Here is a 19,014-nt window from a genome sequence, read left to right as displayed (position 1 = left end):
TCGGCCGTCGACAGTAATGCCATTTCGGCTGAGCTGAAACTGCGCCTCGGCAAGGCGGCTCCTGGCAATGTGCCTGACGTTTTGAGGAAGGCCATTCCTCGAGTGGAATGCACTCGGGTCGCTAAAAGCGGACTGCGTTGGCATCTCACGAGGACAGGTGTCGACGAGCTTCGATCATACGGACTTCAAGTGTCGCAGGAGAAGGCGGCACCGCCTGCTCGGTCGTTCGATGTCGCCATTGTCTGCGCTCTGCACAGTCCTGAACTTCACGAGGTTCTGAACGCGTTCGGAGGCGAGTCGAAATGGCAGAGCCAGCCCGACTTCGGTCAAACCCACATATACAAATCAATTGACGTGCCGTTGTCGGGCGCACCGCCTCTGAGTGTTGTGGCCGGAGCCCCCACGCACATGGGGCTTACTGCAACTGCCATCATCTCCACGCAAATGCTGCTCATGTTTAGACCTCGGCTCATCGTGATGGTCGGAATTGCAGCGGGCACGAAGGCCTCGGGACGAAACTACGGTGACATCTTGGTCGCTAACCCCAGCGTGGACTACGCGTCCGGCAAGATTGCGGTAGTTGACGGCGTTGAGACATTTCAGCCCGATCCGTTTCCCTTGCCGGTCGACTCCAGACTGCACACGCTGGTCCAGGAAGATCGACGTACGAGAGAGGGACTGGACGAGATCGCTGGTACTTGGGGCGGCGCCCGGCCCCGAACTTCGCTCAATATCCACATTGGTGCACTCGGGGCAGCGGACCAAGTGGTTGATAGCGAAAAGCGAATCCTCGATATCAAGAAGAACTGGCGAAAGTTGATCGGCGTCGAGATGGAGACGTATGCCCTCTACCGTGCTGCGCATGAGGCCCCGCGGCCGAAGCCTCTCTACGTGAGCTTCAAGTCAGTCTGTGACTTTGCTGCCGCGAAGGACGACGCGTGGCAGGAGTACGCCGCCTTTACAGCGGCTCAGTACTGTCGCCGTTTCCTGCTCAAAAACTGGTCTGTGCTCAGTGCCTGACAACTGAGTTCATTCATATCCAATATTCATTTTCGTGCGAGCGCAAGAGCGCCATTGGGGACAGGAAGCTTTATGAGCGAAGATGCGAAGTCTGATTTTATGGCGGCGGAAGAGATTAAGAAGATTCTGCACGGTCGGCAAAAGGCAGAACAGGAACGCATCGTCCGATGGGTGAGTGAGAGCCTTGAGCTTGCCGGTGCAGCGGTCAAGCCGAAGGTCGAACACGCGCACCCGGGCGTTCACGTTCCCGCGACGCTTGCGGACACGCCCTCGAGGCCCAGAGACGGAGAGGCAGGGCCCAAGGACTTTCGAAGCTTCTTCCAAGAGAAGCAGCCGAAGAACGATGTTCAGTTCGTGGCCGTGGCCGCGTACTACCACCGCTTCATGGCACCCGCCGCTGACCGCAAGGAGGCGATTTCGTCTGCAGACCTCCAGGACGCAGCGCGTCTCGCCCCCTGGACCGTTTTCGCGAAACCGAGCAAGACACTCGGCAACGCTGTGCGGCAAGGCTACATGAACGGCTCTGGAAGAGGCACGTACCGATTGAATGCAGTGGGCGAGAACCTGGTGTCCATGACACTTCCGGGGACGGCCACGACTGGTTCAACTAAGGGCGGCCGCGGGAAGCGGCGACCATCGAAGAAGGCGGGAGCAAAGAAGTCACGGAAGTCCGGCAAGGGATGAGTGACACACTCGGACATATCGAGGCGGCCATCGCCGAGGTGGCACGGGCACGAAGCGCAGTGCAGCGTTCAAAGTCCCCCCAAGTCCGTGGCGCCGAAGAACGTGACGGTCTGAAGGCCGTGGCCTATGCGTGGTTCAAGACCCACAAGCCGCGCGTCGGAGACCTCGACGTGAGTGCTGTCGACAATGCATACCAGAAGGTTCTCGACGCCACCGCGAAGGCCGCCGCTCGGTCTACCTACGTGAGCACGCTGAAGGCGGCAAAGGACGCGCTCGTCACTCTCCGTCGCCTTGTGACTGCAGTCCCTGTCCGGAATAGCAAGACGACAGCGGATGCGCCGCCGCCATTTGCGTCGCTTACCGGAGATGTCGCCATGCAGGAGATTCTCACCCGACGATGGACTGAGGTGCAGACCTGCATCAACGCGGGAGCCAATCTGGCGGCGACCGTGATGATGGGCGGCCTAATGGAGACGCTGCTTCTTGCGCGCATCAACGTCGTCGCGAACAAAGCCCCCATCTACACTGCGAAGAATGCACCCAAGGACAAGGCCGGCAAGACACTGTCGCTCAATGACTGGAAGTTGGTCGCCATGGTAGAAGTTGCGCACGAAGTTGGATGGATAACGAAGTCCGCCAAGGATGTCGGGAACGTCCTTAGAGACTTTCGGAACTACATTCACCCGCACAAGGAACACACCGATGGCATCTTGATAGGCGCGGAAGACGCGCGTGTGTTCTGGGAGGTTTGCGGGGCTATCAGTCGGCAACTCCTGGCCTCGACTGGCAAGATTCCCTGAACCCCGCCGCAAGCAGCTCGTAGCAACTTCCCGCCTAAGACACGTCGTCTACACGACACAGCCGGACGCCGACACGCTGCCTGAGGTCGTGGTACGGCCCGCGTATCGCCCCCGCGCAACTACTCGCAGAATACCGCGGATCTTGGTCCGCACCCCGCCGCCCTCCCTGGTCCGCCACGGAGGGCGGAGTCGTTAGTAGGACCAGCGGGAGGATCTCGGACTCGGCGACGTAGAACCCGCCCGGTTGAGGGTTGAGTCGAATCTTCCCGTCATGGAAGAGGCGCCTGAGCTCTTCCCGTCCCTTGGAGACGTCCGCCATCAGGCGACGCTCGAGATCGAAGACCAGCGCGGTCATCCCCTCCGGCGTCGGGAGGGAGATCGGCACCGTGGCGTCGCGCTCGAGGGCCTTTACCTGGCGACGGAGGACCTTCGCTTCGGTTTCGAGCGTCTTCAACCGTTCGCGGATCGTCGGCGAACCTTGGCCGTCCGCGATGAAGTCGACCATCGACGAACCGCAGACCCCGCAGACAAGGAGCGAGGAGAAGAGGTACGAGCTCGCGCGTCCCGGAAGCGCGCGCCCCTTCGGCGAAGTCCGACGACATGATCGCGACGCTCGTCGTCTTCGGGCCACCGAGCTCGGGCGGCAACGTGAGGAAGGCATCGCCGTAGCGGTCTCCATTGTTGGCTACTGCCGTCCCTCAAAAGAACCCCTCGTGGCCATCCACTTCGTTCCGCCAAGGGCCTCGTCGGCGAATCACGTCGGCCGTGAAGATGACCGTCTCCGCTAGCGCGCTGTCGCTCTTGAGCGAGTTCGACACGTGCCAGCCGACGATCGACCTAGACGACGCCCGCCCAGGTCGCATCGTAGGTGAGGTCGGCGACCCAGAGCTGGTTCGGTCGCTCGGCGTGGAACTCTCGCGGCGCGAGGCCCGGCGGCCGCGGCGACGCGTCGTCGGCCTCGGTGGTGATCTTGAACGCGCGTCCGCGGACGGCGGCTGCGAAGCGTTCGCCACGAAGTGACAAGTGGCGTCCCCTTCAGGTATGGTCGGCTCGGAAGCGCGGTCATGGTCGTCTTGCGTCAGCGGAGCACGCGGATTCGTTTCGTCATCCCTCACGCGCTGTTGGCGTTGCTGGCCGTGGTTGCGGCGTGCAGCTCATCGAGCACGGCCGGTGGAACTGTGCCGTGCGAGGTCGAATGCGACGGGGACGAGGTCTGCTCCGCAGGGAAGTGCGTCCCAGCGACGGACGCCTCGACATCCGAGACGGGCACGAAGCAGGACGGCGAGTCGTGCGTCATCACCGGCTCGAACTGTGACCCGTCTTGCTTGGAGTCCTGCGGTGCGTCGTCGTCCTGCGTCGACCGGTGCTGTCCCGATACGAAGGGCGCGGGCATCCTCTGCGGCGGTCAGTGCGTCGCGCCGAAATGCAAAAAGGGCGAGACCTCCTCGACGTGGGAGGGGTTCTCGGAGCGCGAGTGGACCTGCTACGAGATAGCCGGCGGCTGCGACTGCACGAACACGTCGACGCGCGCCGAACTGGTGGCGGACGGCATGAAGATCTTGCCGAGCTGCGCTGGCGCCTCCTGCGCAATCGATCTCGACTCGCCTGCTCTGACCTGCACGTGCCGCGCGACGGGCACATCACTCCCGCGCGACTGCCCCGGGACCGTCTGCACGGCAGGCGTCTTGGCTTGCACGGGACCGTTCAACTTCAAGTGCGATGACCCGTGCGTCGGGGTCGCCGTGCTCCATCCGTAAACGACACCTGGAACGGTCCGCCGAGCACGGCGCGGTAGCCGAGCTCCGGGCGCGGGTACCGTGCAAGCGTCATCTCCGCCAAACGGGCGACGTACGGTCCGATCGTGGTTCGTGCACGAGCAAGGCGCGCTCGTTTCGGTGCTCCGCGTGGCGGCGGCGCGTGACGAGCAGATGTTCGCTTCGATGCAAAGGAAGCCTGGATGAGAGGCGCATCGCGCGGGCGGATGGGAATCGGGCGCCGGGGGCTCGGCGATCGCGCGCTCGATCACGGCGGCGATGGTCGGGGATGGCCGGTGCGACGTGGCATCCGTCCCAGAAGGCGTCGGCGAAGTCGTACGGCGCGGCATGGCCGCTCCTGCGCTCTCCGCCTCGGCGGCCTCGTCGCGGCCTCGTGTTAGCCTCCGGGCGTGTGGGAGCGCTTTGAGCTTGGCGCGCGTGTGAACGGCGGCGGGATGGGGGACGTGTATCGCGCGGTCGATCGCGTGACGGGGGACGTCGTCGCGGTGAAGCGGATGCGCACCGTTCAGGCGGAGGCTACGCAGCGCTTCTTGCGGGAGAGCCGGCTCCTCGAGGCCGTGAGCCATCCTGGCATCGTGCGCTACGTCGCGCACGGCATCGATGACGACGGCGCCGCGTGGCTCGCGATGGAGTGGCTCGATGGCGAAGACCTCGGGGAGCGGCTCGCGCGAAAGGCGCTCGCGCCGGCGGAGTCGCTCGAGGTGGCCGCGCTCGTCGCGGAGGCGCTCGGCGCCGCTCATCGCGCCGGCGTCGTCCATCGCGACGTGAAGCCGAGCAACGTGTTCCTCGTCGGCCGCGACCCGAAGGACGTGCGGCTGCTCGATCTCGGGATCGCGAAGCCGCTCCGCGGCACGGCGATCACGGCCGCCGGGATGATGGTCGGTACGATCGGTTATCTCTCGCCCGAGCAGGCGCGCGGCAAGCCCGTCGACGCGCGGAGCGACGTCTTCTCGCTCGGGTGTCTGCTCTTCGAGTGCCTCACCGGGCGGTCCGCCTATCACGCGGAGCACGCCGCCGCCGTGGTCGGGAAGCTCCTCACCGAGGCGCCGCCCGCGCCGAGCAGCGTCGACCCGAGCTTCGCGCGGTACGACGCATTGTTCGCGCGGTTGCTCGCGCCGCTCGAGCAGCGCCTCTCGGACGGCGCCGCCGTGGCGCGGGCGATCCGCGCGCTCGAAGCGGAGGCGTCGGGCGCGGCGGCGAAGTCGGTCCCGCCCTCGAAGCTCACCGACCGCGAACGACAGGCGCTCACCGTCGTGCTCGCGCGCCCGCATGGGCTCGACCCGAGCGGCGCGACCGAAGCGGAGGCCTCCGAAGAGCGCAAGCGACAGCGCCTCGCGCATGCGGCCGCGGCCGCACATGCACGGCATGAATGGCTGCCGGGCGGCCTCTTCCTCTTCGTTTGGGAGCTCGACTCGGCGCGCGATCAGACCATCCGCGCCGCGCGTTTCGCGCTCGCGCTGCAGCACGAAGGCGGATACACGATCGCGCTCGCGACCGGCTTCGGCGAGCGCGCCGGCTCGAACGCGGTCGGCGGCGTCATCGATCGCGCCGCGAGCCTCGTCTCGCGCGCGGGCGAGGTCTCCGTCGCGCTGGACCCCGCGTCGATCGAGATCCTGCGCCATCGCTTCGAGATCGACGGCGCGCGGCTGGGCGCGGAGCTCGCGCGCGCGCACGAGATCGCGGACCGAACGCCGTTCGTCGGACGCGACCGCGAGATGCGGCTCATCACGAGCTTGCTCGACGAGTGCGTCGCCGACGGCACGACGCGGGCGATCCTCGTCACCGGCGAGGCCGGCGCGGGGAAGTCGCGGCTCCTGCGCGAGCTCCTGCGACGAAGCGCTCCCGAGCGCGTCTGGATCGCGCGCGGCGATCCGATGCGCCCGGGCTCGCCCTACACGATGCTCTCGCAGCTCCTTCGGCGCGCCGCGGGAATGAGCGCGACGGCGACCGATCGCGGGGCCTTCGTCCGCGCCCTCCGCGCGCTCGTCGCGGACGAAGGCGCGCTCGAGCTGCTCGCGCACGTCGCGGGCTTCGTCGATGAAGCGCCGAGCGCCGCGTTGCGCGCGGCGCAGAATAGCCCGTCCGTCATGGCGACGCACATCCGGCAGGCGGCCCTCGCCCTCTGCGCGGCGGGCGCGGGCGAAGGCCTGCTCGTCGTGATGCTCGAAGACCTGCATTGGGCGGACGCGCCGAGCCTTCGAGTCTTCGAGTCGCTCGTGCACGCGGTGGAGCACCCGATCTTCATCGTCGGCGCCGCGCGGCCGACCTTTCACGAGACGTTCCCCGGGATCTGGACGAGCCAGGGCGTCGAAGAGCTGCGCCTCGCCGGGCTCGCGCGCAAGGCCGCGGAGGCGCTCGCGCTCGCCCTTCGGCCCGGCGCGAGCAGCGAAGCCGTTCGCCACGCCGTCGATCGCGCCGGCGGCAGCCCGCTCTGGCTCGAAGAGCTGTTCCGGCACGGCGGGGGCGACTCCGCGGAGACGCCCGATTCGCTCCTCGCCGTCATCCAGACGCACTTGGCGCGGGAGCCGTCGAACGAGCGCCTCGTCCTGCGCGCGGCGGCGGTGTTCGGCGAGCGCGCGTGGCTCGACGGTATCGCCCTGCTCGCCGGACGAGCCGCGTCCGAGATCGAGCTCGCGGTCGCTTCTCTCGTCGAGAAGGAGTGGCTGGTGCCCCTCGAAGCGTCGCGCTTCGCCGGCGAGCGCGAGGTGCGCTTCCGCCATGGCCTGCTCCGCGACGCCGCCTACGCCGCCTTGACGAGCGAAGACCGCAAGGTGGGGCACCGCCTCGCGGCGGAGTGGCTCCGGGCCGCCGGTGAACGCGACGCGCTCTCGCTCGCGGAGCACTACGAGCGCTCCGAGACGCCGGCGGCGGCGATCCCACATTTCGTCGTCGCCGCGCGCGAAGCCTCGATGGCCAACGATCTCGACGCGGCGCTCCTGTGCGCTGCGCGCGGGATCGCGCTCGGCGCCACCGGCAGCGACCTGCATCGACTCTTGCTCGCCGAAGGGAGCGCGCTCAGCTGGCGTGGCAAGGTGAGGGAAGGCTGGCGATCGTTCGACCGTGCGTTGCGCGAGACGGCGACCGCGAGCGCGGATCCGGCCGTCGTCTCGTGGGCAGCGATGAGCGGCGCGATGAACATGGACGCGTCGATGACGAGGCGCGCCGCGAACGCGCTCGAGTCGCTCGACCCCGCCACGTGCCCCGGCGACGACTACCAGCAAGCCGCTAGCTTCGTCGTCGTCGCGCTCTATTGGGACGGCGAGCGCGAGCGCGCCGACGCGGTGCTCGCCAAGCTCGCGCTCCTGCCCGACGATCCCGATCCGCGGGCGCGCGGCTGGAACGCGCACAGCCGCGCGCAGCACGCCCGCTTCAGCCTGGGGAACACGTGGCTCGATCGAGCGGCGTGCTTGGAGAGCGAGCGGGCCTTCGAGGAGGCGCGCGACCCCGCGGGCTACGGCCACTCGCTCAGCCAGCTCGTCATCGCGGAGCTCTCGCTCGACGCGCGTGAAGAGGCGACGGCGTACGGTACACGCGGGTACGCGCAGGCGCAGAAGTACTCGTTGCCGATCCTGAACGCGTGGTCGCTCCCGGTGACCGCGCTCGCGATGCCCGATCCCGCCTCGGCGAGGGCGCGCGTCGAAGAGTCGATCCGCAGCGCCTCGATGCTGGGCGACGGCGTCTTCGGCGCGTATTCGCTCGTGCTCACGGCTCACGTGCAGCGCATCCTCGGCGATCCCGAAGGCGCGATCGACACGCTGACGAAGGTGCTGTCGCAGGAGCCGGCCTTCGCCGTCGACTGCGCCTGCCACATGCAGCTCGCCGGCGCGCTCTTCGAAGCCGGCCGCGCGGAGGAGGCCGCCGCGGAGTGCATGACCGTCGTCGCGGCGACGCAGCACCGGCATCTTCACGGCGCGCTCGACCTCGACTTCTTCGCGACGAGCGCCGAGACGATGCTCGCCGTCGGACAGGTCGATGCGTGCCGGATGGTGCTCGCGCGCGGGCAGAAGGTCATCGCGCGCCGCGCGGACGCGATCGACGAGCCCGCGCGACGAGAGCGCTTCCTGACGTGCACGTTCGCGCAGCGGCTTCGACGTGTCGCCGCCGAGCTCGCCCGGTGATCAGGACGTGCTCTTGAGGCCCATGCCGCCGCCGCGCCGGACGTGCTCCAAGTCGTTGGTGGCTGCGTCGAGGATGTCGCTCGCGCCGCAATCCATCGCCAGCGCGCGCGCTCGCTCGAGCGTGCTCACGCCGCTTCGCCGGCCGGTGGCGATTTCGGTTCGGCCGAGGAGGAGCCAGAGCTCGGCGATCATGCGCCGTAGCTCCTCGGAGAAGGCGGCGCCGCGCCGGTCGAGGTTCGCGAGCGCGTCGCGGAGGCGGTCGGCGCCCGCGGCGGCGCGCCCGAGAGCGATGTGGGCGGTGCAGTCGAGACCGCACGCGCTCAAGTACGCGTCCGTCGAGCGAGCGTCGCCGCGGAGCGCCGGGATCATCTTCTTGCAGAGGCCCATGACCCGGCCCCACTGCTGCCGTGTCGCCTCGACCTGCGCGAGCATGACGAGCATCTTCGCCGTTCGCGGGCTGGCGCCTCCGAACGTCTTCTCCTCGATCGCGCACGCACGCTCGAGCCGCTTCGCGCCCGCCGCGACGTCGCCGGACGTCAGCTCGACGAGCCCCAGCGTCGCGTGCGCGACCGACGCGCGCGGATCGTCGGCGCGGCCGATGGCCTCGAGCGTCGCCATCGCGTCCCGCGCGAGAGGGCACGCGTCGTCGGTCCGTCCGCTCGCGAGCAGGAGCTGCGCGAGGCTGAGCTTCGCCATGAGGACGCGCACGTTCGTGGGCCCCCAGAGGCTCGTCCGGAGCTCGACGCAGCGCTCCTCGTTCTCGATCGCCGCCGCGTTCGCGCCCTCCGTCTGAAGCGTGGCCGCGAGCTGGAGATGCGCGGTCGCGCGCGCCGCGCGACGTGCGTCGTCGGAGTCGGAGTCGGAGTCGGGCATGACCGCGAGCAGGCGCTCGAGGATCGCGCGTGCGCGTGGCGTTCCGCCGAACGCCTGATGGAGCACGGCGAGGACGATCCATCGTCCCGCGTGCGCGACGGTGAGGTCCTCGGCCGGCCCGGCGGCGGGGTCGGGGTCCACCTGCGCGAGCTGCGCCGTGGCGCCGTCGACGTCGTCGAGCGTGTGGAGGACGATGCCGAGCGACGCGCGCGCGTAGCGCACGTCGTTTTCGTCGGCTCCGCTCGACTCGAGCTCGGTGACGGCGCGCTTCAGCTCGTCGCGGGCCTCCGGGTAGCGGAGCCGATCGTAGGCGATCTCGCCGCAGAGCGTCCGTGCGCGCCCCGTCGCGGTCATGTCGCCGGCGGCCTTCGCCGCAGCGAGGCAAGCACGCGCCGCGACGAGCGCGCCGTCCAGCTCCCCGCGGATGAACTGCGCGCGCGCCTCCTCGAGCCCTCCGTCTTGATCGCTCACGCCCCGAAGATACCCGAGACGTCGCGCTCGGTCGCTACCGCTTCTTCGGCTACAGGAGGGAAAGAAATGAGCACGTCTCTCGATACCGCCTCCGACGCCGAGCTGCTCGCCGCTGCGCGCGGCGGGGACAAGGCCGCGCTCTCGACGCTACTCGAGCGCTACCAGGCGCAGGTCTACCGGTTCGGGATGAAGATGTGCCGCGATCCCGAGGACGCGCAGGACGTCTTGCAGGAGACGCTGCTCGCGATGGCGCGCGGGGTTCGAGACTTCCGCGGTGCGTCGTCTCTCTCGACGTGGCTCTACACCGTCGCGCGGAGCTTCTGCATCAAGAAGCGCCGCCGCAGCAAGTTCGCGCCGAACGAGACGTCGCTCGACGCCGCCGACGCGAGCGAGGTCGAAGCGCAGGGCGATCCGGGGCGAGCGCCGGACGAGGTCCTCGCGGGCAAGGAGGTCGAGCAGGCGCTCGAGCATGCGATCCGCGCGCTCGAGCCGATGTATCGCGAGGTGCTGATCCTTCGCGACGTCGAGGGGCTCACCGCGCCCGAGGTCGCCGAGGTCCTCGGCATCAGCGCGCAGGCGGTGAAGAGCCGACTGCATCGCGCGCGCGTCGCCGTGCGTGACGGTGTCGCTCCGGTGCTCGGCATCCCCGGCGATGCGCCTGCCGCGGCCGGCGCGTGCCCGGACGTCCTCACGCTGTTCTCGAAGCACCTCGAGGACGAGATCAGCGCGGAGGTCTGCCATGCGATGGAGCGGCACCTCGAAGGGTGCGTCCGCTGCCGCGACGCCTGCGACTCGCTCAAGCAGACCCTCGCCCTTTGCCGCACGACGGGCCCCAAGACCGAAGTGCCGACTTCGGTTCAGAGCGCGGTGAAGCGGGCGCTCAAGGACTTCCTCCAAGAGAGTCCATGATGACCGTCAGAAGATCACCGTCACTTGCGCGCCGAGGCGATCGCCGTCCGGAAGGGAGAGCCAGCGCTTCTCGTACGTCGCTTGGAGGCGTACGCGAGGGACGACGTCGTACTCGAGCATCGGGGCGAGCGACTTCGAGGCACGCACGGCGTCGTACCGAAGGCCGACGCGCGCGCGACCGAAGACGCGGGCTCGCGCTTGCACGGTTCCGCCGATCGCGCGCTGCCCGACGGAGAGCGCGCCGCTCGCGTGGACGAGCTCGGCGCGGACGCGCAGCGGCTCCTTCTCGAGGTGGACGCCGACGCCCGAGCGGATCCGCTGCGTGGGAACGCCGTCGAGCGTCCGCTCTCCGCGCTGTCCCCAAGCGAACAGCGACAGCTCCTGGCGGTGCGGATCGGTGACGTCGCCCGAGAAGACCCAGGACGCCGTCGTCCGCGCCGTAATGTCTTTCGTGTCGTTTGCATCGAAGCTGCGGCGTTGTCCGTTCGAGAGCGCGAGCGCGTAGGAGAGCGCGACGTGCCCGCGCTGGTACGTGTCGAACACCTCGACGCCGACATCGCGAAAGCCCGAGGCGCCTCCGCTGAAGCGCCCGTTCCGTACGGGGTCCTCCATGACGAGGGCCGACGCCGGGAGCGAGAGGTTGATCCACTCCGCCGCCTGGGCGTTCGACTCCACGCCTTCATCCATCAGCGGAAGGCGGAATTGTCCGATCCGGACGCGCGCGCCGGGGATGTAGCCGAGGGTGATCGACGCGTCGGCCAGCGTCGGGCCGTCGCGCGCGATCGGAGCCGTTCCGAGCTCGGCCGTGAGGTAGTAGGAGACGCGACCGTCCGTGCCGGGGAGGGCGCCGCGGAGGCCGGGGCGCGCTCGGCGAACGGTCGGCCTCGGCGACGCGGTGACCTGCACGACGCCGAACGGGCGAACGGCGGGGGCGTCCGGAGCCTCGGTGCCTTGCACCATCGGCCAGTCGGCCGCGTGCGCCGTCGAGGTGAGGGCGCACGTCGAGACGCAGGCGAGGAGGAGCCGCGCGCGTTCGATCTTCATGGTGGCCTCGCCGGTGAGAGCCGCTCCTCGTCGTTTGGGTTCCGATTTCGGCGAACCCTTTTCGTCCGCGCTGGCTCGTACACGGCATGCTGCGAGGCGGAACGTGACCACGACGATGCTCGTCGCCGGCGGGCTCGCCCTGCTCATCGGCGTCGTCCTCGGGATGCTCGGCGGTGGCGGCGCGATCTTGACCCTTCCGATGCTCGTCTACGTCGCCGGCGTCGAGCCGAAGGCCGCGATCGCGACGTCCCTCTTCGTCGTCGGCGCGACGAGCCTGGTGGGCTCGGCGACGCATGCTCGCGCGAAGCGGGTGCGGTGGAGGATCGGCGCCACCTTCGGCGCTGCCGCGATGGGCGGCGCGTTCATGGGAGGGCGCCTCGCCCGCTTCGTCCCGGGGACGGCGCTCCTCGTTGCGTTTGCGGTCGTCATGCTCGTGACCGCTGCGGCGATGTTCAGGGGGCGCGCGGGGCGCGACGGAGCGGGGCGGGCGCCGGCGCCGCTGCGGATCCTGGCGCTCGGCGCGGCGGTCGGGATGCTCTCGGGGCTCGTGGGCGCGGGCGGCGGTTTCCTCATCGTGCCTGCGCTCACGTTCTTCGGGGGGCTCTCGATGCGCGAGGCGGTCGGGACTTCGCTCTTCGTCATCACGCTGCAGTCGTTCGCCGGGCTCGCCGGCCACGTCGGTCACGTCGAGGTGAACTGGGCCCTCGCGGCGCTGGTTACGGGCGCGACGGTGACGGGCAGCCTCGCCGGCGCGTTCTTCGGAGGGAAGGTGCCCTCCGAGGTCCTCCGGCGCGGCTTCGCGTGGTTGGTCCTCGCGATGGGGATCTTCGTCCTTGGAAAGCAGCTCTCGCTCCTGGCGATCATGGCGATGCTCGTCGCCGCGGTCGATGTCTCCGCCCTGATGGGAGGCGCGCTCGTCGGGGCGAGCGCGTCGCTGCTGTTGCTCGCGCTCGGAAGGGTCGCTGGAGTCAGCGGGTTGTACGGGGGCATCTTCCGGAGAGGCGCCGGCGATATGCCGCTGCGAATCGCTTTCATCGCCGGGCTCCTCGCCGCCGGCGCGCTGGTTCACGCGGTTCATCCTGCGGCGTTCGAGACGACGTGGTCGCCGGCGCCGGTCCTCGCGCTCGCCGCGGGTCTGTTGGTGGGATTTGGTACCCAACTTGGCAATGGCTGCACGAGCGGTCACGGTGTGTGCGGGCTCAGCCGGCTCTCGGTTCGCTCGCTCGTCGCGACGATGACGTTCATGTTGACCGGGGGCTTTACGGTGTTCGTCGTGCGGCACATCCTCGGAGGGGGACGATGAGGCAGAGAATCGTGATTGGCTTTGGCGCCGGCGCGCTATTCGGTATTGGCCTCGCGGTGTCCGGAATGACGAAGCCGTCGAAGGTCATCGGTTTCCTCGATGTCTTCGGAGCATGGGACCCGAGCCTCGCCTTCGTGATGCTCGGCGCCATCGGAGTGCACGTCGTCGCTCTTCGCCGGATCGGCCGGTGGAGCTCGCCGCTCTTCAATCCGCATTTTCACCTCCCGACGCGGAAGGACATCGACGTTCGGCTCGTCCTCGGGGCGGCGATCTTCGGTGTTGGCTGGGGCCTCGGCGGCTACTGCCCAGGTCCCGGCCTCGTGAGCGCGATGACCGGCGCGCTCCCTGCCTTGCTGTTCGTGGCGGGCATGACCGCGGGCATGAAGGCGGAGCACCTCGCGTCGCGAGCGCTCTGACGTCGCAGACCCGCTAGAGAACCACGCGACAGACGATCATGGGCTCGCCGTGATAGGCGTAGCCGACGCCGAACGGCGCGGCGATCGGCAGGGACGCGAAGTGACCGCCGTCGACGAGGCGATCGACGACGCGCGCGAGCACCGCGCGGGTGTGCCCCTCGACCCATCCGTCTTTGGACGCGGTCGCGTTGAGCGTCGCGTAGATCGGGTCGCGGACGAAGCTCGCCAGGGGCGCGTACTTCAGGTCGGCGAGCATGTGATGCGAGAAGTCGGCGACCTCGTGGTTGTAGAGCGGGAGCGATTCGAAACGGGCATGTTCGTGGGCGTTCTTCCACGCTTCGTCCGAGGTGTCCTTCAGCCAGGCGCGCCTCTCGAGGACCGAGGCCTGGTGGCCTTTCATGACGGCGGCCGCGTTCGAGCGGGTATCGAGCGAGGGCAAAAACTCCCCGTAGTACGGATTCGCGTCGATCGCGAAGAAGACGGCCGGATCCTCGCGACCGATCTCGCTCTGGACGGAGGCGATCGCTTCGGCGCAGCCGTCGAAGAGATGCTCCTCGAGAGCCTCGAAATCGAACGGGGTCGTGCTCATCCAACCCAACGTACACCATGCGGACGTCGGCTCGCCGAGGAGGGCGCCGCAGTCACGACTACCGCGCGAGCTTTTGCACCGTCTCCCACGAGCGCGTCGTGACGTCCTTGCCGAACGTCTTCTCGATGAGCGTCATGAAGACGGCGCCGCGCGGGCTCGGGACGTAGACGGTGAAGACTTCGCGGTCCGTGGCGCGGAGGATGCGCGCGCCGTCGACCTCGATCGGCAGCTCGAGGGTGGCGCGAGGTGGGGTCCGGAGGAAGGTCACGACGCGCTTCGCCCCGGGCGCCGAGCGAACCTTCGCGAACGGATCGGCGGCGAGGATCGCCCGCAGATCGTCGACCGCGCGCACGATGGTCGCGAACGAGCGATCCATGTGCTCGGACATCGCGGCCTCGGCCTTCTTCGCCAAGGTCGCCTCCGTGGCGGCGCGAGCGCTGAAGACGACGTTGCCGCTCGACAGCACCGTCTTCACGTCCACGAACCCCGCCGCCTCGAAGGCCCGCGCGAGCTCGGGCATCTTGCAGTTCATGGGGCTCACGCCGCGCAGGAGCGCCGCGTAGCGGACGAGCGACTTCGTCATTTCGCGGTCATTCTATCCGGCCCGCGCTCGTCTATCATCGACGTCGCTTGATGGATGCCGGTGAGCTCACCAGCGACGCCCTGACCGCGTCGTTTCGGATCGTGCAGCGGCGGCGGGGGCATCGGTTCTCGGTCGACGATCTCGCGACCGCGTGGGAGGCCGTGCACGCCGCGCCCGCGGCGGCGAGCTTCCTCGATCTCGGGTGCGGCATCGGCTCGGTGCTGCTGATGGTGGCATGGCGCCTCGCCGCGGCGCGCGGCTTCGGCATCGAGGCGCAGGACGTCAGCATCGAGCTCGCGCGGCGGAACGTCTGCGAGAACGGGCTCGACGAGCGGGTGCGGCTCGTTCACGGCGACCTCCGCGACGCGACGCGCGGCTGGCCGCACGGCGCTTGCGATCTCGTCACCGGCACGCCGCCGTACCTGCCGCTCGGGACCGCGTCGGCGTCGCCCGATCCGCAGCGCGCGGCGGCGCGCATCGAGCTCCGCGGCGGCGTCGAGGACTACCTCGCCGCCGCGGCGCGCGTGCTCTCGCCCGACGGCGTGGTCGTCGTCTGCGCCGACGGGCGCGCGCCCGAGCGCGTCGCTCGCGGCGCGGCGGCGGCGGGGCTCGTGCCGGTGCGGCGCGTCGACGTCGTGCCGAGGGCCGGACGTTCGAGCCTCTTCTCGGTGTGGACCTGCGCCCGCGCAGCTCGCGGCGCGATGGAGCACGCCCAGGTGGTCATGCGCGACGAAGCAGGCGCGCGCACCGACGCGAGCCGCGCGATGCGGCAGACGTTCGGGCTCGGTTGACGTTCGGGCTCGGTCGGCGGTCGCGACGGGCGCGCGAGGCGTCAGCGCGCCTTCATCATGTCGGCGAGGATGCGCGTCGTCTCGTCGACCCAGAGGTCGCGCGCGAGGCTGTCCTTCCATTTGTCGACGCGCTTCTGCGCGCGCGGATCGGCGGCCGGCGCGTCCTGCGCCGTGAGCGGCACGACCTCCAGCAGCGGCTTCGGCTCGTTCTTCTTCGGGTCGAGCGCGTCGAGCTCCGACTTCATGCGCTTGTATTCGGCCTGCCACGCGTCGCGCGCGAGGGGGCGCATCGTCTTGTCGCGCCGCGCTTCCATCAGCTTCGCGAACTTCGTGACGGTCGCGAGATCGGCGTTCGCGCCGGTGCGGGCGGCGCTCGCGGACGCGAGGGCGGCCGTCTTCCACGCGTGCGGCACCTTCGTGAAGGAGGCGGGGGCGATCGTCGACCACGGGATCGCGTGGAAGAGCGTGCGCTCGCCGGACTCGACGAAGGAGGTCGGATCGGGGAGGAGGACGTCGGGCACGATGCCCTTCAGCTGGGTGGAGCCGCCGCTCACGCGGAAATACTCCTGGACCGTGATCTTGTAGACGCCGAGCGGATCGGCCTGCGGCGGCTGCTTCACCGTGCGATCGAGGTCGAGCACCGCCTGGACGGTGCCCTTGCCGTGCGTCGCGCTCGACCCGACGACGACGGCGCGCTCGTAGTCCTGGAGCGCGCCCGCGACGATCTCGGCCGCGGAGGCGCAGAAGCGATCGACGAGGACGACGACGGGGCCGTCGAACGCGATCGAGGCGTCGGTGTCGCGCAGCACCTCCACCGCGCCGCTGCCGTCCTTGGTCTGGACGACGGGACCTTCTTTGATGAAGAGGCCGCTGATGTCGCGCGCGTGGGTGAGGAGGCCGCCGCCGTTGCCGCGGAGATCGAAGACGAGCGACTTCACGCCCTTCTTCGTGAGCTGGGTCAGGAGCGCGCGCATGTCGGCGGTGGCGTTGCGCTCGCCGGGCTTGGGCCTGCCGCCCTCGCCGTAGAAGCCGGGGAGGTGCACGTAGCCGACGTCGCCGTTCGCCTTCGTCTTCAGGACGGCGCCGCGGGCGTAGGTCGCCTCGATGCGGACGACGTCGCGCGTGATCGAGATCGTCTTGATGCTGTCGTCGGGCTTCTTCACGGTGAGGATGACGACGGTGCCCTTCGGGCCGCGGATCATGCTCACGACTTTGCCGATCGGCATGTCGGTCACGTCGACGGGCTCTTTGCCCTCTTGCGCGACGGCGAGGATCAAATCGCCTATCTCGAGCTTGCCCTGCTGCTCCGCCGCGCCGCCGGGGACGAGGTCGTTCACGAGGATGTAATGGTCTTGCTCGCGGAGCGTGGCGCCGATTCCCTCGAGCCGGCCCGTCATCGCAATATCGAAATCGGCCTCTTCCGCCGGGGGTAGGTAATTCGTATGCGGATCGTAAACGGCATTCAGCGCGTTGATGAACGTCTGCGCCGGCTCGAGCTTGTCCGCGGTCGCGAGGCGCACGAACTGCGTCGCGTAGCGCGTGGCGATCTCCTTTTGCACCTTGTCGCGACGCCCTTCGAACGTCGCCGGGATCTCGCCGAGCGCCTTCTCCGCCGCCGCCTCGCGCCGCGCGTCGTCGGCGTCGGCCGGCTTGTCGCCCGGCTTCGGGTTGGCCTTCCGCTCGAGGATGTCCTCGAGCTGCTGCGCGCGCTCGAGGACCTGGAGCTTGAGGACGCCGCGCCACCGCGCCGCGAGCTCCTCCTCCGTCTTGCAGAATGCACGCTTCTTCGGGTCGGTCTCGATCGTCTCGTTCGCGCTGAAGTCGAGCGGGGCGGCGAGCGTCCGCGCGATCACGTCGGCGACGACGCGGCGACGGCCGGTGAGCAGCGCGACGCCCTTGCGTCCGAGCGCGAGGTCGCCGGCGCGGAGCTCGTCGTCCATGACCGTCTCGAAGCGGGCGAGTCGCTGCACGTCGCTCTCGAGGAGGAAGAGCTTGCCGCTGTCGAGCTCCTCGATGAAGCGCTGGAAGGCCTCCTTCGAGATCGCGTCGTCGATCGCGTGCGCGCGGACGTGCTGCTGTCCGAGCAGCGTGCCGGCCGCGCTCGCGAGGAGGGGCTCGCGCGGATCGCGCGGGGCCTCTGCGAGATCGGCGTCGACGGGGCGCGCCGACGCGGTCGCCGACGGCGGCGGGGCGGTCCCGTCGCGCTTGTCCGCGGGGCGCGGCGAGCCGCACGAGAGCGCGAGCACGAGGAGGAGGAGGAGCGAACGACGCATCCGCAGAAAGTATCACGCGATCGGGGAGGGTTGCGGCGGCGGTCGGCCGCGCCGCGGCGGGGCGTCAAACGTAGAGCTTTGCGCTCGCGAGGGACCTGGTCTCCTGGAGCGCCTTCTTGCCCTTCGGCGTGAGCCCGTTGCCGCCGACGTGGAGCGTCCGCAGGCTCTTCGCCCTGGCGAGCGCGGGGATCGCGGCGTCGGTCAACGCGTTCTTGCGGAGGTCCAGCGCGTGGAGGCGGGCGAAGAGCGGGGACTTCGCGAGCGTCGCCAGCGTCGCGTCGGTGACGCCGGACTTCTGGAGCCCGAGGCTGCGGAGCGCGCCGAGGCCCTCGCCGCTCGCCAGCGCCGCGAGCGCACCTCGGGGGAGGTCGTTGTTGCCGAGATCGAGCACGCGCAGCGCGGCGAAGCCGGCGCCGAGCGCCTTCGTGTCCGCCGCGCCGAGCTTGTTCGTGCGGAGATCGAGGGCGGCGAGGCCCGACGCCGCGAGCTCGGCGAGGAGCGGCGCGATTTCTCCAGGCCCCAGCTTCGCGTGCCGTAGCGCGAGGACGCGCAGCGTCTTCGGGAGCGAGAGCGCGCCGAGCGCCGCGGCGCCGATGCGCGTGTCGACGAGCTGCAGCTCTTCGAGCTTCGGCGTCTTCGCGACGAGGGCGGCGGCGTCGGCGGCGCTGTCCGCGAGCGAGAAGCCGCCGAGCACGAGGCCCGTCAGACGCGGGAGCCACTTCGCGCGGCGCAGGAGCGCGAGCTCGTGCGGGCCGCCGGTGTGGTTGAGGAGCAGGCGACGAAGACCCGGCAGCGGGGCGTCGGCGTACGGAGCGAGGCCGTGGCCGTGCACGTCGTAGATCTCGCGGACGCGCGCGAGGGCAGGGCGCGCGAGGAAGTCCGCGAGCTCGGCAGCGCTCTTCGCGTTGCTCGGCATCACGTAGTCGAGCGGCGTCCGCGCGGCGACCGCCTCGACGCCGCCGTCGACGCGGGCGCGAAGGTCCCACGCGACGCGCTCGGGGAACCCGCGCCAGAAGGTCACCCGCGCGGGGGCCACGCCGCGCGGGAGGCACGCCGCGTGGAACGCCGCGCCGTGTTTCTTGAGGAGCGCCGCCTCTCGCGCGCGGAGCTTGGCGATGCGGCCGCCGGCGAGCGCCGTCTCGTCCGCGAACGCGTCGCCGACCCACTCGAGGAAGAGTCGATCGCTCGGACCGCAGCCGAGCCGCGCGAGCTCGCACTGCACCGCGACGAGCTCGCCGCGCGGATCGCCCGCCGCCTGGAGCGCGTCGGCGTAGACGAGGCGGGCGGCGTCGTCCTCCGGCTCGGCGAGCACGGCGGCGAGCAACGCGTCGATGGTCGATCCGTGGTTCCCCATGGCCGCATCCT

17 protein-coding genes are annotated in these 19,014 nt (G+C 69.6%); 8 read left to right on the top strand and 9 right to left on the bottom strand.

From position 1 onward, the window contains the following. Positions 1 to 189: 189 nt before the first annotated feature. From KF837_18015 to KF837_18005, 3 genes are all read left to right on the top strand, one after another. The gene (locus tag KF837_18015; GenBank protein ID MBX3229221.1) at positions 190 to 1,020 is read left to right on the top strand and encodes a hypothetical protein; all 831 of its coding nucleotides are present in this window, start codon (positions 190 to 192) and stop codon (positions 1,018 to 1,020) included. Between the two features lie 72 nt (positions 1,021 to 1,092). Next, positions 1,093 to 1,704: a hypothetical protein gene (locus tag KF837_18010; protein ID MBX3229220.1), complete on the top strand. Its 612-nt coding sequence runs from the start codon at positions 1,093 to 1,095 to the stop codon at positions 1,702 to 1,704. Then, a complete protein-coding gene (locus KF837_18005; protein MBX3229219.1) occupies positions 1,701 to 2,504 on the top strand; it encodes a hypothetical protein in 804 nt (267 codons plus the stop codon). The genes KF837_18010 and KF837_18005 overlap by 4 nt, the downstream gene beginning before the upstream one ends. A 34-nt stretch (positions 2,505 to 2,538) precedes the next feature. Here the strand turns inward: KF837_18005 and KF837_18000 are convergent, their stop codons facing one another. The 3 genes from KF837_18000 to KF837_17990 form a co-directional block, all read right to left on the bottom strand. Beyond that, positions 2,539 to 3,009, bottom strand: a complete 471-nt coding sequence (locus tag KF837_18000) for a hypothetical protein (protein MBX3229218.1) — start codon at positions 3,007 to 3,009, stop codon at positions 2,539 to 2,541. A 332-nt stretch (positions 3,010 to 3,341) separates the two neighbouring features. Beyond that, positions 3,342 to 3,527 (bottom strand): hypothetical protein, encoded by a 186-nt coding sequence (locus tag KF837_17995; protein MBX3229217.1) that lies wholly within the window; start codon positions 3,525 to 3,527, stop codon positions 3,342 to 3,344. A gap of 460 nt (positions 3,528 to 3,987) precedes the next feature. Then, positions 3,988 to 4,200, bottom strand: coding sequence for a hypothetical protein (locus KF837_17990; GenBank protein ID MBX3229216.1), 213 nt, complete (start codon positions 4,198 to 4,200; stop codon positions 3,988 to 3,990). Between the two features lie 468 nt (positions 4,201 to 4,668). On the opposite strand from KF837_17990, the gene KF837_17985 reads away from it, so the two are divergent. Further along, a complete protein-coding gene (locus KF837_17985; protein MBX3229215.1) occupies positions 4,669 to 8,397 on the top strand; it encodes an AAA family ATPase in 3,729 nt (1,242 codons plus the stop codon). On the opposite strand, the gene KF837_17980 is transcribed toward KF837_17985, so the two are convergent. Beyond that, the gene (locus KF837_17980) at positions 8,398 to 9,741 is read right to left on the bottom strand and encodes a hypothetical protein (protein ID MBX3229214.1); all 1,344 of its coding nucleotides are present in this window, start codon (positions 9,739 to 9,741) and stop codon (positions 8,398 to 8,400) included. Positions 9,742 to 9,807: 66 nt separating this feature from the next. Between KF837_17980 and KF837_17975 the strand changes: the two genes are divergently transcribed. Then, positions 9,808 to 10,650: a sigma-70 family RNA polymerase sigma factor gene (locus KF837_17975; GenBank protein ID MBX3229213.1), complete on the top strand. Its 843-nt coding sequence runs from the start codon at positions 9,808 to 9,810 to the stop codon at positions 10,648 to 10,650. A 6-nt stretch (positions 10,651 to 10,656) separates the two neighbouring features. Here KF837_17975 and KF837_17970 read toward each other — a convergent pair whose 3' ends face one another. Further along, a complete protein-coding gene (locus tag KF837_17970; GenBank protein MBX3229212.1) occupies positions 10,657 to 11,694 on the bottom strand; it encodes a hypothetical protein in 1,038 nt (345 codons plus the stop codon). Positions 11,695 to 11,797: 103 nt separating this feature from the next. Here KF837_17970 and KF837_17965 point away from each other — a divergent pair, with 103 nt between their 5' ends. Both KF837_17965 and KF837_17960 read left to right on the top strand, forming a co-directional pair. Beyond that, positions 11,798 to 12,997: a sulfite exporter TauE/SafE family protein gene (locus KF837_17965; GenBank protein ID MBX3229211.1), complete on the top strand. Its 1,200-nt coding sequence runs from the start codon at positions 11,798 to 11,800 to the stop codon at positions 12,995 to 12,997. Beyond that, positions 12,994 to 13,413, top strand: coding sequence for a YeeE/YedE family protein (locus tag KF837_17960; GenBank protein ID MBX3229210.1), 420 nt, complete (start codon positions 12,994 to 12,996; stop codon positions 13,411 to 13,413). Before KF837_17965 ends, KF837_17960 begins: the two co-directional genes overlap by 4 nt. Positions 13,414 to 13,426: 13 nt before the next feature. Here the strand turns inward: KF837_17960 and KF837_17955 are convergent, their stop codons facing one another. Continuing rightward, positions 13,427 to 14,002 carry a hypothetical protein gene (locus KF837_17955; GenBank protein ID MBX3229209.1) on the bottom strand — a complete coding sequence of 192 codons (576 nt, stop codon included), beginning with the start codon at positions 14,000 to 14,002 and terminating at the stop codon, positions 13,427 to 13,429. Positions 14,003 to 14,060: 58 nt separating this feature from the next. Then, positions 14,061 to 14,585, bottom strand: a complete 525-nt coding sequence (locus tag KF837_17950; GenBank protein ID MBX3229208.1) for a DUF1697 domain-containing protein — start codon at positions 14,583 to 14,585, stop codon at positions 14,061 to 14,063. Positions 14,586 to 14,635: 50 nt separating this feature from the next. Between KF837_17950 and KF837_17945 the strand changes: the two genes are divergently transcribed. Continuing rightward, the gene (locus KF837_17945) at positions 14,636 to 15,376 is read left to right on the top strand and encodes a methyltransferase domain-containing protein (GenBank protein MBX3229207.1); all 741 of its coding nucleotides are present in this window, start codon (positions 14,636 to 14,638) and stop codon (positions 15,374 to 15,376) included. Positions 15,377 to 15,417: 41 nt separating this feature from the next. Here KF837_17945 and KF837_17940 read toward each other — a convergent pair whose 3' ends face one another. Together KF837_17940 and KF837_17935 are read right to left on the bottom strand one after the other, a co-directional pair. Next, positions 15,418 to 17,649, bottom strand: coding sequence for a carboxy terminal-processing peptidase (locus KF837_17940; protein MBX3229206.1), 2,232 nt, complete (start codon positions 17,647 to 17,649; stop codon positions 15,418 to 15,420). 64 nt (positions 17,650 to 17,713) lie between these two features. After that, positions 17,714 to 19,003, bottom strand: a complete 1,290-nt coding sequence (locus KF837_17935) for a TIGR02996 domain-containing protein (protein ID MBX3229205.1) — start codon at positions 19,001 to 19,003, stop codon at positions 17,714 to 17,716. Between the last annotated feature and the right edge of the window lie 11 nt (positions 19,004 to 19,014).

Origin of the sequence: Labilithrix sp., assembly GCA_019637155.1 — a bacterium.
Classification (GTDB): Bacteria; Myxococcota_A; Polyangia; order Polyangiales; family Polyangiaceae; genus Labilithrix.
This window is presented reverse-complemented; position numbering and strand designations above follow the sequence as displayed.